The organism is Pseudomonas sp. CFBP 5748 (assembly GCF_053850495.1).
In genome coordinates this window covers 30,873-46,075 of sequence record NZ_JBSPTN010000013.1, presented here as the reverse complement: position 1 = coordinate 46,075, position 15,203 = coordinate 30,873, and the positions used below count along the sequence as shown (strand labels likewise).

At 59.9% G+C, this 15,203-nt stretch carries 13 protein-coding genes; 3 read left to right on the top strand and 10 right to left on the bottom strand.

The genetic code is table 11. The features are described 5' to 3' along the window. Positions 1-58 precede the first annotated feature (58 nt). The gene (locus ACWNZ1_RS24175; protein ID WP_003185533.1) at positions 59-274 is read left to right on the top strand and encodes a hypothetical protein; all 216 of its coding nucleotides are present in this window, start codon (positions 59-61) and stop codon (positions 272-274) included. On the opposite strand, the gene yacG is transcribed toward ACWNZ1_RS24175, so the two are convergent. Genes yacG through pilB form a run of 5 tightly spaced genes read right to left on the bottom strand, consistent with a single transcriptional unit; the run spans position 271 to position 4,900 of the window. After that, entirely contained in the window at positions 271-477 is a 207-nt protein-coding gene (gene yacG, locus ACWNZ1_RS24170; protein WP_135847217.1) for a DNA gyrase inhibitor YacG, read from the bottom strand. The two genes, ACWNZ1_RS24175 and yacG, sit on opposite strands and share 4 nt — an antisense overlap. Further along, on the bottom strand, positions 474-1,097 hold the full coding sequence (coaE, locus tag ACWNZ1_RS24165) for a dephospho-CoA kinase (protein WP_135847216.1): 624 nt from the start codon (positions 1,095-1,097) through the stop codon (positions 474-476). Before coaE ends, yacG begins: the two co-directional genes overlap by 4 nt. A gap of 11 nt (positions 1,098-1,108) precedes the next feature. After that, the gene (locus ACWNZ1_RS24160; RefSeq protein WP_135847215.1) at positions 1,109-1,978 is read right to left on the bottom strand and encodes a prepilin peptidase; all 870 of its coding nucleotides are present in this window, start codon (positions 1,976-1,978) and stop codon (positions 1,109-1,111) included. 1 nt (position 1,979) lies between these two features. Continuing rightward, positions 1,980-3,197, bottom strand: coding sequence for a type II secretion system F family protein (locus tag ACWNZ1_RS24155; protein WP_135847214.1), 1,218 nt, complete (start codon positions 3,195-3,197; stop codon positions 1,980-1,982). Positions 3,198-3,199: 2 nt separating this feature from the next. Next, positions 3,200-4,900, bottom strand: coding sequence for a type IV-A pilus assembly ATPase PilB (gene pilB / locus ACWNZ1_RS24150; protein WP_135847213.1), 1,701 nt, complete (start codon positions 4,898-4,900; stop codon positions 3,200-3,202). Between the two features lie 224 nt (positions 4,901-5,124). On the opposite strand from pilB, the gene ACWNZ1_RS24145 reads away from it, so the two are divergent. Next, complete coding sequence (locus ACWNZ1_RS24145; protein ID WP_135847212.1) at positions 5,125-5,550, top strand: pilin; 426 nt, start codon at positions 5,125-5,127, stop codon at positions 5,548-5,550. A 346-nt stretch (positions 5,551-5,896) separates the two neighbouring features. Further along, a complete protein-coding gene (locus ACWNZ1_RS24140) occupies positions 5,897-6,250 on the top strand; it encodes a BON domain-containing protein (protein ID WP_135847211.1) in 354 nt (117 codons plus the stop codon). Positions 6,251-6,561: 311 nt separating this feature from the next. Here the strand turns inward: ACWNZ1_RS24140 and ACWNZ1_RS24135 are convergent, their stop codons facing one another. From ACWNZ1_RS24135 to pgi, 5 genes are all read right to left on the bottom strand, one after another. Continuing rightward, positions 6,562-6,858 carry a DUF2845 domain-containing protein gene (locus tag ACWNZ1_RS24135; RefSeq protein ID WP_256454432.1) on the bottom strand — a complete coding sequence of 99 codons (297 nt, stop codon included), beginning with the start codon at positions 6,856-6,858 and terminating at the stop codon, positions 6,562-6,564. A 10-nt stretch (positions 6,859-6,868) separates the two neighbouring features. Further along, a complete protein-coding gene (locus ACWNZ1_RS24130; protein ID WP_256453757.1) occupies positions 6,869-9,802 on the bottom strand; it encodes a DUF748 domain-containing protein in 2,934 nt (977 codons plus the stop codon). Positions 9,803-9,921: 119 nt separating this feature from the next. Further along, positions 9,922-10,938: a class I SAM-dependent rRNA methyltransferase gene (locus ACWNZ1_RS24125; RefSeq protein WP_135847208.1), complete on the bottom strand. Its 1,017-nt coding sequence runs from the start codon at positions 10,936-10,938 to the stop codon at positions 9,922-9,924. Between the two features lie 204 nt (positions 10,939-11,142). Further along, positions 11,143-13,080, bottom strand: coding sequence for an acetate--CoA ligase (gene acs / locus ACWNZ1_RS24120; protein ID WP_256453756.1), 1,938 nt, complete (start codon positions 13,078-13,080; stop codon positions 11,143-11,145). A gap of 148 nt (positions 13,081-13,228) precedes the next feature. After that, positions 13,229-14,893, bottom strand: coding sequence for a glucose-6-phosphate isomerase (gene pgi / locus ACWNZ1_RS24115; protein WP_135847206.1), 1,665 nt, complete (start codon positions 14,891-14,893; stop codon positions 13,229-13,231). Positions 14,894-15,203 lie beyond the last annotated feature (310 nt).

Sequence of the window (15,203 nt, the reverse complement as noted above, 5' to 3'; positions counted from 1 at the left end):
GTCAAGGCTGCACAATCACACCCCCTTCATGCTCTGGAAAACTTCCAGGAGCACAACCATGAGTGTTTATGAGTGGGCGAGACAAGAGATCAGGCGTAGCCACGACGCCGCTATGGAAATTGGCTTCGACCCGGGCTTGAGCCTGCGGGCCTTGCTCAGTGCGATCGTGCAGCAGAGCAAGACCGTGCGCAGTGTTGAAGACCTGGCCGATGAATTGAGCTTCCTGGCGGAAAACCTCGACGATGAACAGGATTACGGCTTCATGCGGCCTTAGTGGTGTGAGCGAGGCTCGAAATCTTCGCTGAACAGCTCATCCTCGGCATCGGGGCTGACCGGGATCTTGTGTTCTTCCGACGCCCAGGCGCCCAAATCGATCAGTTTGCAGCGATCAGAGCAGAACGGCCGGAACGTGTTCTCCGGGCTCCATTCGACAGGGGCGCCACAGGTTGGGCAATCAACGGTTGGGGTTTGGCTCATGACTGGCCTCCACGCAAAGTAAGGTAAAAGTGATGCAGGCGCTCGACCTCGCTGTGTAACCAGGCGAGGTCGCGGTCGTTGACCACCACGTCGTCGGCATGGCTCAGGCGGTCCTGGCGGCTGGACTGGGCCTTGAGAATCGCCTGGACCTGCTGTTCGCTGATCTGGTCGCGCTGCAGGGTGCGTTCGATCTGTAGTTGTTCCGGCACATCGATCACCAGGATTCGTTGCGTCATGGCGTACTGCCCCGACTCGATCAACAGCGGCGATACCAGAATCGCGTAGGGCGATTGTGCCTGGGCCAGATGATGAACGATTTCCTCGGCGATCAATGGATGCAGTAGCGCCTCGAGCCAGCGGCGTTCTTCGGCATTTTCGAAGATCAGTTTGCGCAGCGCCGCTCGGTCCAGCGTACCGTCGGCCTGCAATACGCCTGGGCCGAAGTGTTCCGCTATTTCAGCCAGCGCCGGGCGCCCCGGTTCGACCACCCAGCGCGCCGCGTGATCGGCGTCGATGACATGCACACCCAAGTCGATGAAGTGCTGGGCTGCCGCGCTTTTGCCGCTGCCGATGCCACCGGTCAGGCCGAGGATCCAGGGTTGTTTCACGGAGCTATTCATAAACATCGACATTAGAAACCGACAGACTGCCAATAGAAGTCGGTTATTTGACCACCCCAGAGCAAGGCAATCCAGCCGGCAATTGCCAGATAAGGTCCGAAGGGGATCTGCGTCGACCCAGGGGCATCACGCAGGCGCAGCACAATGACTCCGATAACCGCGCCCACCAGCGACGACAGCAGCAAGGTCAGCGGCAGGATCTGCCAGCCACCCCAGGCACCCAGCATCGCCAGCAGCTTGAAATCCCCGTAGCCCATACCTTCCTTGCCGGTGAGCAACTTGAATACCCAAAACACCGACCACAGCGTCAGATAGCCGGCCACCGCGCCCCACATCGCCTGGTTCAAGGAAACGAACAGGCCGAAGCTGTTGACGATCAAGCCCAGCCACAACAACGGTAATACCAGACTATCGGGCAGCAACTGATGCTCGGCGTCGATCAGGCTCATGCCCAGCAGGCCCCAGCTCAACACCATCACCATCGCGGCCTGCCAGCCAAAGCCGAAGTGCCAGGCGACGAACGCTGACAAGGCGCCGCAGGCCAGTTCGGTCAGCGGGTAACGCTTGCCAATGGGGGCGGTGCAGTTGGAACAGCGACCGCGCAATATCAGGTAGCTCAACAATGGGATGTTTTCCCAGGCGCGGATGCGATGGTCGCAGTGAGGGCACTGGGAATGGGGCAGCATCAGGTTGTAGATCGGGCCGGGTGCTTCGGCCGGCAGTCCCAACAGGTCGTGGGCTTGCAGGCGCCATTCGCGGGTGAGCATCTTTGGCAGGCGCCACACCAGGACATTGAGGAAACTGCCGACGATCAATCCGAGCAATAACGCAGTGAGCACGAAGGCCAGTGGATACAGCACGAAGAAGTCAGTCAGGGGCATATCAGATCGCTGAGCCGAGTTGGAAGATGGGCAGGTACATGGCAACCACCAGGCCACCGACGACCACCCCCAGGACCACCATGATGAAGGGTTCCATCAGACTGGTGAGGTTGTCCACCAGATTGTCCACTTCGGCCTCATAAAAACTCGCCACCTTGTCGAGCATGTCGTCCAGCGCACCGGATTCTTCGCCGATGGCGGTCATCTGGATCGCCAGGTTCGGAAAGATACCTGAAGCGCGCATGGAGAAATTCAACTGCATGCCGGTCGAGACATCCTGGCGGATGCGTTGCACGGCGCGTTTGAACACGACGTTGCCGGTGGCGCCGGACACCGAATCCAGTGCCTCCACCAACGGCACGCCGGCCGCGAAGGTGGTGGACAGCGTGCGGGCGTAGCGGGCCACGGCGGATTTGTACATCAAAGTGCCGATCAGTGGCAGCTTGAGCAGCCATTTATCGCGCCAGTCGCGAAAGGCCTCGGAGCGCCTGAGGGCGTATTTCACGCCAAAAAACGCCCCCACCAGCCCGCCGAGCACCACCCACCACCATTGCTGCATGAATTCCGACAGACCGATGACCATCACCGTGAAGGCTGGCAGCTGTGCGCCGAATCCGGAGAATACCGATTCGAACTGCGGCACGACCTTGACCAGCAGGATCCCCGTGACCACCGCAGCGACGAGGACCACGGCCGCTGGATAGGTCATGGCTTTCTTGATCTTGGCCTTGAGCGCTTCGCTCTTTTCCTTGTAGGTCGCAACGCGATCCAGCAGCGTGTCCAGGGCGCCAGCCTGTTCACCGGCGTCCACCAGGTTGCAGTACAGGTCGTCGAAATATTGCGGGCACTTGCGTAACGATGCGGCGAAGCTGTTGCCGGCTGCGACTTCCTGTTTCACCTCGTCCACCAGCTTGCGCATGTTGGGGTTGTCGAAGCCTTCGCCAATGATGTCGAACGCCTGCAACAGAGGCACGCCGGCCTTGAGCATCGTGGCCATCTGGCGGGTGAAGAGGGCGATATCCAACGGCTTGATGCGCTTGCCCTTGCTGAATATCGAGGTGGACTTCTTGCGCACCTTCTCCGGGTTGATGCCCTGTTTACGCAACTGAGCCTTGATCAAGGCCGGGCTCTGACCGGTCAGTTCGCCGGTCATTTTTGTGCCTTTGCGGTCTTTGCCTTCCCACGTGTAGACATCGGTTTTGACTGCTTTGACCGCCATGTTCAATCCTTGGTGACCCGGTTGATTTCCTCGAGGCTGGTCATGCCCTGCATCACCTTGAGCAGCCCCGATGTGCGCAGGTCATTGAAACCGTCCTTGCGCATTTGCAGGTCGATTTCCAGCGAGTTGCCCTCGGCCATGATCAGCCGTTGCAGCTCAGGCGTATTCTTGACCACTTCGTAAACCCCCACGCGCCCTTTGTAGCCGTGGTTGCACTGTTCGCAACCGACCGGCTCATAGATCGTGAATGTGCCGATGCGTTCCCGAGGGAAACCTTCTTTGAGCAAGGTCTCCTCGGGGATCTCGATGGCTTTCTTGCAGTGGTTGCACAGCTTGCGCGCCAGCCGCTGGGCGATGATCAGGTGCACCGCCGTGGCGATATTGAAGCCCGGAATGCCCATGTTCTGCAGGCGGATCAGGGTTTCGGCGGCGCTGTTGGTGTGCAGTGTCGAGAGTACCAAGTGCCCGGTCTGGGCGGCCTTGATGGCGATTTCGGCGGTTTCCAGGTCGCGGATCTCGCCGACCATGATCACGTCCGGGTCCTGGCGCAGGAACGAGCGCAGGGCCTGGGCAAAATCCAGTCCCTGGCGCGGGTTCACATTGACCTGGTTGATGCCTTCCATGTTGATCTCCACCGGGTCTTCGGCGGTGGAAATGTTGATGTCCACGGTGTTGAGGATATTCAGCCCGGTGTAGAGCGACACGGTCTTGCCCGAGCCGGTCGGCCCGGTCACCAGGATCAGCCCTTGTGGTTGTTTGAGGGCGGCCATGTACAGGTCTTTCTGATCCGGTTCGTAGCCCAGGGCATCGATACCCATTTGCGCACTGGACGGGTCGAGTATCCGGATCACCACTTTTTCGCCCCAGAGGGTGGGCAGGGTGTTGACTCGGAAGTCGATGGATTTGCTTTTCGACAGGCGCATTTTCAGGCGTCCGTCCTGGGGTTTTCGTCGTTCGGAGATATCGAGGCTGGCCATCACCTTGAGGCGTGCGGCGATACGGGTGGCCAACTGGATCGGAGGCCGGGCCACTTCCCGCAACATGCCATCGGTACGCACCCGCACCCGGTAAATTTTTTCATAGGGTTCGAAGTGCAGGTCGGAAGAGCCGCCCTTGATCGCGTCCAGCAGCATCTTGTTGACGAAGCGCACCACTGGCGCATCGTCGGTGTCCTGGCCGGCGATGGAGTCCTGCTTGTGTTCATCGATCGACTCGATGTCCAGGCCGTCGAGGTCGACGTCGCCCATGCCTTCCAGGCCCGTGCTGCTGGACTCGAAAAACTTCTCGATGGCGTCACTGAGCTTGTCGTCCTCCACCAGGATGGCTTCGGTGGTCAGGCCGGTGCTGAACTGGATGTCATTGATGGCCTGGTGATTGGTCGGGTCGGAAATGCCCACATACAGCTTGTTGCCGCGTCGCCACAACGGCAGGGCGTGATGCTGGCGCACCAGTTTTTCGCTGACCAGGCCGCTGGGTTGGGTGTCTTTGTCCAGGCTGTTGAGGTCCAGCAGGGCGACGCCGAAATGTTCCGAAGCGATTTCCGCAACCTGGCGGCTCTGGACCAGTTTGTTTTGCACCAGATAACTGATCAGGGGCATGCGACTGCGCTGGGCCTGTTGGTACGCCTGTTGCGCATTTTGCTCGGTGATCAGTTCGGCCAATACCAATTGCTTGGTCAGGCCGCTGAGGGCGATGTCATTCATGGGAATACCGGCGGCTGACAGTTCATGACTTATAGCCTAGTCAAGCATCGACGCCAAACCAGCGGGGAGGGGTGACAAAAAACGTCAGATAGTGCGGTTGTTTGGGTAGGACGTCGGGCTTGTGACGGTTGAAACCCTCTGCCTGCGGGGCCGGGGAGGTTGGCATGTGCCGTGCAACGGCCGTATCAGGACATGAGATTTCACCTCATGCTATGGAGATGTCTATGAACAAGCAGAAGGGTTTTACGCTGATCGAGCTGCTGATCGTCGTGGCGATCATCGGCATTCTGGCGACGTTCGCGTTGCCGCAGTATTCCAAGTACCAGGCGCGGGCCAAGGCCACCGCCGGGTTGGCGGAGATTTCTGCGTTGAAGGTGCCGTATGAGGACGCCATGAATCAAGGTACCGATCCCTCTGTGGCTAACATGAACATAACCTCGCCTACCAGTAACTGCACAATTACGATCACAGGTACCGCCGCAGCGGGTGCAGGCACTATCGTCTGTACCCTCACCAACGCCCCTGCTGCCGTAGCCGGTAAGACGATCACTCTTTCTCGCACAGCTGCGGGTGCCTGGACGTGCGGTTCCAATGCCGCTCAAGAGTATCTGCCCGCCGGCTGTACCGGTGCTGCTGCCGCTGCTGGTTAGTAACAAGGCTTGAAATGATCGACCCCGCCTTAACACAGCGGGGTTTTTTGTATCGTGCCCCAGCGTGTTCATGGCGGCACGACTTGTTCAAGAAAATGCTTATTGTGTCGTTGAATAAAAGTCCGACAATTCAGCGGCTTAGCGAAATGCGAAAAACCGCAAGTTGCATGTCCAGAATCAACGCTTCATGCATTTTGCATGATTGCGAAAATAACAGCTTCGCTTAACTGTTTGATTTATAACGAATTAGTCGATGATTCAAAACTGGCACAGCGTTCGCACTACTCCTGATAACCCTGCCGGGATTCACCTCCGGCAGTTTTTGAGAAAAACAGGAGTTACTCGTATGAAGAAGTTCGCTATCACTGCCGCCGCTGCTACCGCACTGACCCTGACCATGGCTAGCGCATTCGCCGAGACCACTCAAGCGACCCAGGCGCCGATGATGCTGGCTGCTGGCGAAGTGACAGAGGCCAAAGAAGACGTTTCCGATACCTGGATCACCACCAAGGTCAAAGCTGACCTGGTTACCGAAAAAGGCATTCCAGGTACCGACATCAAAGTCGAAACCAACAAAGGTGTTGTGTCCCTGTCTTCGACTACCGCAGTCACTGATGCGCAAAAAGACACCGCCGTGGCGATCGCCAAAAAGATCAAAGGTGTGAAAGCCGTATCGGCTGATGGCCTGAAGTCCGAGTAAGGCTACGACTTCTCGCCTGGACTGGGAGAGGGCACGGCAAGCGGGCCAAGACATACGTTTGCCGTTGCTTTGCAGTTCATGCGAAAGGCCACACGGACGTGGCCATTACAGGCCCCCGGCATTCGTGCCGGGGGCCTGTTCTATTCCGGGATGGCTAAATTTGCGGGTCAGGCTCTGGCTCGGAGTTGCCGCCATCGCGAGCAAGCTCGCTCCCACATTGGATTGCATTCCTCCTGAAAGAACTCGATCACCTGTGGGAGCGAGCTTGCTCGCGATGGCGGGGGTACATTCCACACAGGGTCATGGACGACTCAGCGCCCCCGCTTGCTGGTGATCTCCACCAGCCGATTCTGCTCGAAACGCAGGTACTGATACATGCCACTGTTGGGGCCGTAGGTCCATTCCTCCACCGGGTATTCTTCCCGGCGATTGACGCTGCGTTTATAGCCCAGGTCATCCCGCGCCGCAGGCTCCCCGCACTTTTGCAGTACTTCGCTCGCGCGGTCACCGACGCTGATCAACTGGCTGCCGCAGCGCAGCGTATTGGCTGCCGATGCCTGGCTGGCGGCGAGCAGTAGACCCAGGCTGAACGCCCACCGACGCTTCATCTTATTCATCTTATTCAGCATCCAGATGCAGGGGAGTGATTACGCGTCCGTCACTCTCAGCCTGGCCGAGGCTGGCGTCGATGAAGTACACACGGTCGTCGGCCAATTGCCCTTTGTCCACCAGGAAGTCCTTGATGCTGCTGGCGCGTTCCTGCCCCAGTTGGCGCAACAGCACGTCACTGCCGCTCCAGAACTTGATCACGCCTTCGCGCAGTTTCTCGATACGCGCCTTTTTATCCAGTTGCGTCCATTCGGCCGGCGGCTGGGTTTTGAGACGGGTGCGGTAGATGCCTTCGAGCAGCGGGGGCTTTTCATCCTCGGGTACCTGCAGCAAGGAGGCCTGGGCCGGTACTTTGTCGCCCCGGCGCTGCAGCATCTTGAAGTAGTTGTACTGGTATTCGCGCTCCAGGCGCTGGGCGGCGAGCAGCGGCCCGTCGCTGCTCTCGGCAGCGGTGCCTTCGATCTCCAGGCGCAGCTCCGGGCGTTTGCCAAGGGCCTCGGACAGTTTGAGCAGCGTGCCTTCGTTCTCCTTGCTCAGATCGCTCGAACCCGCCGCGAACGAAACGCTGCCCAGATCTTCCGAACCGCCGCCGGCCACCAACCCACCGATGAGTTTGAACGGCGCCTGGGCTGCTCGTACCACCAGGTTGCGCAAGGTTTGCCAGACAATCGGCATGACACTGAATTGCGGATCGTTGAGGTCGCCGGAAACCGGCAGCTCGATGGAAATCTTGCCTTCAGAATCCTTCAACAGGGCGACCGCCAGTTTGAGGGGCAGGCTCACGGCATCCGGGCTGTCGACTTTTTCTCCCAGTTGCAGTTGTTCGACCACCACCTTGTTTTCTGCCTGGAGCTTGCCCTTGGTGATCCGGTAATGCAGGTCGAGACTGAGCCGGCCCTTGCGGATGCGATAGCCGGCGAACTTGCCGGAATACGGCGTCAGCGTGGTCAGCTCGACCCGTTTGAAACTGGTGGCGATATCGAGGCTGGCCATCGGGTCGAAGGGGTTGAGCGCACCTTTGATGGTGACAGGCGCGTAGCGGTCGACCTTACCCTTGATGTCCACGCTGGCTGGCTTGGCCTCGCGGCTGTCGATGGTACCGATCTGGCCGTTGAGCTGCTGGATGGCGGTGGCGAAATTGGGCGTCAGGCTGAAGTCGGCGAAGTTGGCCGAACCGTCGTTGATGGCGATGCCGCCAATATGAATACCCAGCGGTTTTTCCTGAGAAGCCGGTTTTGCCGCGGCTTTCTTCGCGCCGCTGTCGGCCGGTTGCGGAATCAGCAGGTCATCGACGTTAGTGGTGCGATCGTCGTTGATCATGAAGCGCGCGTAAGGCTGGAACAGGTTGACCTTGTCGATGGACAGGCTGTCACCGTGTTGATAACTGAGACCGTCGAGTACCAGGCGCTGCCACTTGAGGAAATCGCGGGTCTTGAGGGTGTCGAGGGTATGCAGTTGATCGACCTGGGCGCGACCGGTGACCGCGAATGCCAGTGGTTCGGTGCTTTTGAGATCCACCGCCAGATCGCTGCCGAGCATCCCGGAGCGCAGCTCCAGGCGAATGAACGGGTTGATATACGACTGGGCGACCCGCAGGTCAATGTCCTGGGTCTTGACCTTGAGCCGGGCGGTGATCGGGTTCAGGTTCACCTCGCCATCGGCGAGGATCTTGCCCTGCTTACCCACCCCGGTATCCAGCTTGAGGGTAAAAGGCGAGCCGTTGAGGGTGTCGTAGTTTTGCAGGTCAAGGTTCAGCGGGCCGACTTCCAGTGCCACGGCAGGTTGTGCCTGGCGGTCGGCCAGGTGCACCTGATAATTGCGCAACTGCACGTCCTTCAACAACACCTGCCACGGTTTGCTGGCCGTTTCAGCTGCTGGTTTCGGCGAGTCGGCGGCGGCCGGGGCGGAGGCCGGCTCGACCTTGACTTGCGGTTTGCTCGGCTGGCTGGCGAAGAGTTTCTGCCAGTCCAGTTGCCCGTCCGCCTCGCGTGCAGCCCAGGTTTCCAGCTTCTGGCTGCGGATCTTGCCGACGATGACTTGCTGCTTGGCCAGGTCCACCGTGGTTTCACTGACATCCAGGCGTTCGAGTCTCACCAGCGGACGGCCATCGGGCGCCTTGATGGAGAAGGGCGCGACACTGACAGCGACATTGTTGAGCAGCAGCTCGGTGCCCTTGGACAGGTTGAGCTTGTAGTCGGTGCTGAGGTTCAGTACGCCGTTTTCCAATACCAGCGGCACCGCGTCGCGCACGTAGGGCCACCAGGCTTTCATCTGGCCGCCGGTGACCTTGAGTGTGCCTTCGGAGGCGATCGGCGTGAGGCTGAAGTTACCGGTCCAGTCGATTTTCCCGCCTGCGGGGCCGGCGGCCACCAGGGTCATGTCGGCGTTGTCATCGGGCAGGGTGCTGAGATTTTTCAGCTCGAAATCGAGAGTGTCGTACAGGAACTCGATGGGCTCACTGGGACGCAGGTCCTGGAAATGTACATAACCGCTGGCGAGTTTGATGCGATCAACCCGCAGGGGGAATGGCTTGGCTTCGGGATCGGCCGGGGTCGGTTCGCTGGCCGGCAGTTTGAACAGGCCCAGCAGGTTCAACTGACCGTCCTTGGTGAACATCACCTCGGTCTTGGGCTTGTCCAGCTCGATGTCGACCAGGTGCAGGGCGCCGGACCACAGGCTGTCGAGCTGCAGGTTGGCGTACAGCCGTTCGAAGCCGACCTGCTCTTTGCCCGGTTCGCCGATGTTCAGGCCCCAAAGGCTGACTTCAAGGCTGAAAGGATTGAGTTCGATACGCTGGATCTGGGCCGGCACCGTCGCGTACTCGGCCAGTTGCTGATTGGCGATCCGCAAGGCGATGCCCGGCAATATCAGAAAACCCAACAGGCTGTAGAGGGCCAGTGCGGTCAACAGGGCGCCGAAAGCGCGAATCAATCCTTTGGGCATGTGTGGCTTCATCTAGTGTGAATTCGGAGTGCCTTGGAGTATGGCATGCGTTTACGGTTCCGAAGCCACTGTGATTTATGAGATTTGTCTGTTTTGTGCATGAGAATTCAGGCGCCGGCTTAGAGCTGGAGGATCAACGTCTTGAGCGGCGGCTGCTGGTCCAGGGAGGGGAAATCGTCGCCGGGTGTCAGCACGCTCCATTCACGCACCGGTCGGCCGGCCTTTTCCGCGCAACGCAGCACTTGTTCGCGCCAGTCGTCCATGGGCACTTTTGCCAGGTTGTTACAGCAGATCAGCACGCCATTGTCGGCGGTGCTCAGCAGCGCCGGTTTGAGCAGGCTCTGGTAGTCGCGCAACAGGTCGACGGTGCCAAAAGCACTCTTGGCCCAGGCCGGCGGATCGAGCAGCACCAGGTCGTACTGGCGTTGTTCCAGGCGCACATAACTGGGCAGTTTCTGCCCGCGGCGTTGGCTGATGGGCAGGCCAGCCAGTTGGCGGATCGCCGGGAAGTAATCCGATTGCACGAATTCCATGGGCGGCAAAGCGGGGTTGAGCAGGCCGTTCTCGCGCCCCACCGCCAGGTTGCCTTCGGCGAAGTCCAGGTTGCACACCTCGCGCGCGCCACCGGCTGCGGCGCTCAAGCCTACGCCACAGGTGTAGGCGAACAGGTTCAGCACGCTTTTGTCTCGGCTGTGTTCCTTGACCCAGCCCCGGGCGTTGCGCAGATCGAGAAACAGCAGGGGATCCTGTCCGGCATGGCGCCCGCGAACGCGATAGTTCAGGCCCCATTCATGGCCGACCAGGTCTTGCAAGGCGGCTTCGTCAGCCTGGTACACCGTGTCCTGGCGGTCGATGCGCGAATTGCCCCGGGCGCGATCGTTGTAGACCAGCAGGGTTTCCAGCCCCAGGCGCTCGTTGACGATGCCGTGCAGCTGCAGCAAGGCATCGCGCTCCAGTGACTGATGGAAGCTCTGCACCAGCAGTTGCGGGCCGTAGCGGTCGATGGTCAGGCCGGGGGCGCCTTCCTGGCTGCCGTGGAACAGGCGATAGCAATCGGTGCCTTGCTGATGCAACTGGCCGAGCAGGTCCTGGCGTTGGTCGAGGGCGGCGCGCAGCGCCTGATTCAAGGAAGACATGCCGAGCGCGCCTTAAGGAAATGAGGCGCGGGAGTTTAGCAGTTATGAAGGATCAGGTTTGAGGTCGCATAAGGTTGCGAACCAGATACGCTCCTGTGGCGAGGGCGCTTGCTCCCGCTGGGCTGCGCAGCGGCCCTATGATTTTTGGGAGCGCTACGCACTCCAGCGGGAGCAAGCGCCCTCGCCACGGGGTCTGTGTTTGGCTCAGCGATTCAGGCGCTTGTCGATCAACCCCTCCACCACACTCGGATCGGCCAGGGTCGAGGTATCACCGAGGCTGTCGAGTTCATTGCAGGCGATCTTGCGCAGGATTCGCCGCATGATTTTGCCCGAACGGGTCTTGGGCAGCGCTGGCGCCCACTGGATCAGTTCCGGTTTGGCGAAACTGCCGATTTCCTTGCTGACGTGGGCCAGCAATTCTTTCTTCAATTCGTCGTTGGCCTCGACCCCGTTCATCGGTGTGACAAAGGCGTAGATGCCCTGGCCCTTGAGGTCATGGGGGTAACCGACCACCGCTGCTTCGGCGATGTTGTCGTGCAACACCAGGGCACTTTCTATTTCGGCAGTGCCGATGCGGTGCCCGGAGACGTTGATCACATCGTCGATGCGCCCGGTGATCCAATAATCGCCGTCTTCGTCGCGACGAGCACCGTCGCCGGTGAAGTAATAGCCGGGGTAGGGCTTGAAGTAGGTATCGACCATGCGTTGATGGTCGCCGTAGACGCTGCGGATTTGTCCCGGCCAGCTGGATTTGATCGCCAGTACGCCGCTGCCGGCACCGCTGATTTCCTTGCCCGTTTCATCCAGTAATACCGGTTGCACGCCGAACATCGGCTGGGTAGCGCAGCCGGGTTTGAGCCGCGGGGCACTCACCAGAGGGCTGAGCATGATGCCGCCGGTCTCGGTCTGCCACCAGGTATCGACAATCGGGCAGCGCTGTTCGCCGACCACGTTGAAGTACCATTCCCACGCTTCCGGGTTGATCGGCTCACCGACGCTGCCGAGCAATCTCAGGCTTTTGCGCGACGTTTCCTGCAACGGTCCGGGACCTTCGCGCATCAGCGCACGCAGGGCCGTCGGCGCGGTGTAGAAGATGTTGACCTGGTGTTTGTCGATCACCTGCCAGAAACGCGAACTGCTGGGATAGCTCGGGACGCCTTCGAAGATCAGCGTGGTGGCGCCGTTGGCCAGCGGGCCGTAGACGATGTAACTGTGGCCGGTGACCCAGCCGACGTCGGCGGTGCACCAGAACACTTCGTTGTCGCGGTAATCGAGCACGTACTTGAACGTCATCGCCGCTTGCAGCAGATAACCGCCGGTGGTGTGCAGCACGCCCTTGGGTTTGCCGGTGCTGCCGGAGGTGTAGAGGATGAACAGCGGGTCTTCGGCGTCCATCGGTTCGGGCGGGCAGTCGTCGCTCATTTCGTGCATGGCCTGGTGGTACCACAGGTCACGCCCTTCAACCCAGCCCATCTCGCCTTGGGTGCGCTCGACCACCAATACCGTACTGACGTTCGGACAGCTTTCCAGGGCCTTGTCGACGTTGCGCTTGAGCGGGATGAAGCGCCCGCCGCGCACGCCTTCGTCGGCGGTGATCACGGTGCGGCAATCGGCGTCGAGAATCCGGTCGCGCAGAGAGTCCGGCGAGAAACCACCGAACACCACCGAATGCACTGCGCCGATGCGGGTGCAGGCGAGCATGGCGTAGGCGGCTTCCGGAATCATCGGCATGTAGATGCAGACCCGATCGCCTTTCTTCACCCCACGGCTTTTCAGCACGTTGGCCAGGCGGCAAACATGGTTGTGAAGTTTTTTGTAAGTGATTTCTGCCGATTCGGCGGGGTTATCGCCTTCCCAGATGATTGCCGTCTGGTCGCCGCGCGTGTCCAGGTGACGGTCGATGCAATTGGCGCTGACGTTCAGCTTGCCACCCGCGAACCATGTCGCGTCGCCGCTCTTGAGGTCATAGCGCTGGACGGTTTGCCAAGGCGTCATCCAGTCGAGAAAGCGCGTGGCCTGTGCGGCCCAGAAGGCGCTGGGGTGTTCGATGGATTCTTTATAGAGTCGCTTGTACTCGTCCTGGCTCAGTTGCGCAGCCCGGCGGACGGCATCGGCTTGGGGGAACTGGCTGATATCGAACATGACGGTTCCTTATTCTTGTTTTTGCGACAAGAGGGGAGCTACACGACCCTCGTAGGTGCCATGCCCTCCACGGTTTGCGGGTGACCCGAGCCGTAGGAACTGTCTTAAACGAAAAGCGACAGGGCGGGTGAGCCGCCCTGTCAGACTATCACCCGCGATGACGCCCACGGAAGTAGTTGATCAAGCCCTGGGTCGAAGCATCGTCGGCGGGGCTTTCTTCGCTGCCCACCAGGCGGTTGTAGACGCCTTTGCCCAGTTCCTTGCCCAGCTCGACGCCCCATTGGTCGAAGGCGTTGATGCCCCAGACCACGCTTTGCACGAATACCTTGTGTTCATACAACGCCACCAGTGCGCCAAGGCGACGTGGGCTGATGCGTTCAACCACCAACGTGTTGCTCGGACGGTTGCCGGGGATCACTTTGTGCGATGCCAGTTTCTGCACGTCTTCTTCGCTCGCGCCCTTGTCCCGCAGCTCGGCCTCGGCTTCGGCGCGAGTCTTGCCCAGCATCAGTGCCTGGCTTTGGGACAGGCAGTTGGCGTACAGCCACTGGTGATGGTCGGAAACCGGGTTGAAGCTGACGATCGGCACGATGAAGTCAGCCGGGATCAACTGGGTGCCTTGGTGCAGCAACTGATGGTAAGCGTGCTGTCCGTTGCAACCGACGCCGCCCCAGATCACCGGGCCTGTGTCGGTCGACACCGGCGTACCGTCCTGGCGCACGCTCTTGCCGTTGGATTCCATGTCCAGTTGCTGCAAGTGCTTGGTGATGTTGCGCAGGTAGTGGTCATACGGCAGGATCGCATGGCTTTGCGCACCCCAGAAATTGCCGTACCACACGCCCAGCAGCGCCAGCAGCACCGGCATGTTCTGCTCGAACGGCGCGCTCTGGAAATGCTGGTCCATGGAATAGGCGCCGGAGAGCAATTCCTTGAAGTTCGACATGCCGATGGCCAGGGCGATCGGCAGGCCGATGGCCGACCACAGCGAGTAACGTCCGCCAACCCAATCCCACATCGGGAAGATGTTTTCTTCGCGAATGCCGAAGGCCACGGCGGCGGCGTTGTTGCTCGATACCGCGATGAAATGGCGATACAGCTCCGCTTCGGAGCCGCCCTGGGCCAGATACCAGGCACGGGCAGCCTGGGCGTTCTTCAGGGTTTCGAGGGTGTTGAAGGATTTCGACGAGACGATAAACAGCGTGGTCTCGGCGCGCAGCTTCATCGTCAGCTCGTGGAACTCGCTGCCGTCGATGTTCGCCAGGTAATGGCAGCGCACGCCTTTATGCGCGTAGGACAACAGCGCTTCGGACACCAGCTCCGGGCCGAGGAAGGAGCCACCGATGCCGATGTTCACCACGTCGGTGATCGGCTTTTCGGTGTAGCCACGCCACAGGCCGTCGTGAATGCGGCCCACCAGGTCAGTGATCTGGTTCAGCACTTTGTGCACGTCCGGCATCACGTTGACGCCGTTCACCAGCAACTTGTCGCCCACCGGCCGACGCAGGGCGGTGTGCAGGGCTGGGCGGTTTTCGGAGGCGTTGACGATTTCGCCTTCGAACAGCGACTTGATCGCGCCCTTGAGCTCGACTTCATTGGCCAGGCCCACCAGCAGGTCGCGGGTTTGGGCGTTGATCAGGTTTTTTGAATAGTCGAGAAACAGGCCGCAGCTCGACAGGGTGAATTGGGTGAAACGCTGCGGATCGGCATTGAACGCTTCGCGCATGCTGAAATCCTGCATGGCTTTGCGGTGGTCATTCAGCGCTTGCCAGGCAGGCAGAGCGGTCACGTCATGAGGGGTTCGGTAATACGCCATCGCTGCGGGTTTCCTTTTTACTTGAACGACCTTTTGTACACTAAAAATTCCGGCGCGGCCCTAGGTAGGCGTCCGGACAACTGCGTCGACACGATCTCTGGGCGCAGGGCGACTACAGTAAACCTCGCGTTGCGATCTGTCTTGACTTTGTCAGACCGGTTCCTGGTACTTTTTTATACAAACAGGCCAGGAATGGTCCGACAGACGGAGGTGCTGGGGATATTGCTGATCAACTGTGGGAGTGGGCTTGCTCGCGAAAGCGGCGGCACATTCAACATTGATGTGACAGACACATCGCCTTGGCGAGCAA

Coding starts and splice junctions, on each gene's coding strand:
- ACWNZ1_RS24175 (WP_003185533.1), top strand. CDS start 59: ATGAGTGTTTATGAGTGGGCGAGACAAGAGATCAGGCGTAGCCACGAC.
- yacG (WP_135847217.1), bottom strand. CDS start 477: ATGAGCCAAACCCCAACCGTTGATTGCCCAACCTGTGGCGCCCCTGTC.
- coaE (WP_135847216.1), bottom strand. CDS start 1,097: ATGAATAGCTCCGTGAAACAACCCTGGATCCTCGGCCTGACCGGTGGC.
- ACWNZ1_RS24160 (WP_135847215.1), bottom strand. CDS start 1,978: ATGCCCCTGACTGACTTCTTCGTGCTGTATCCACTGGCCTTCGTGCTC.
- ACWNZ1_RS24155 (WP_135847214.1), bottom strand. CDS start 3,197: ATGGCGGTCAAAGCAGTCAAAACCGATGTCTACACGTGGGAAGGCAAA.
- pilB (WP_135847213.1), bottom strand. CDS start 4,900: ATGAATGACATCGCCCTCAGCGGCCTGACCAAGCAATTGGTATTGGCC.
- ACWNZ1_RS24145 (WP_135847212.1), top strand. CDS start 5,125: ATGAACAAGCAGAAGGGTTTTACGCTGATCGAGCTGCTGATCGTCGTG.
- ACWNZ1_RS24140 (WP_135847211.1), top strand. CDS start 5,897: ATGAAGAAGTTCGCTATCACTGCCGCCGCTGCTACCGCACTGACCCTG.
- ACWNZ1_RS24135 (WP_256454432.1), bottom strand. CDS start 6,858: ATGAAGCGTCGGTGGGCGTTCAGCCTGGGTCTACTGCTCGCCGCCAGC.
- ACWNZ1_RS24130 (WP_256453757.1), bottom strand. CDS start 9,802: ATGCCCAAAGGATTGATTCGCGCTTTCGGCGCCCTGTTGACCGCACTG.
- ACWNZ1_RS24125 (WP_135847208.1), bottom strand. CDS start 10,938: ATGTCTTCCTTGAATCAGGCGCTGCGCGCCGCCCTCGACCAACGCCAG.
- acs (WP_256453756.1), bottom strand. CDS start 13,080: ATGTTCGATATCAGCCAGTTCCCCCAAGCCGATGCCGTCCGCCGGGCT.
- pgi (WP_135847206.1), bottom strand. CDS start 14,893: ATGGCGTATTACCGAACCCCTCATGACGTGACCGCTCTGCCTGCCTGG.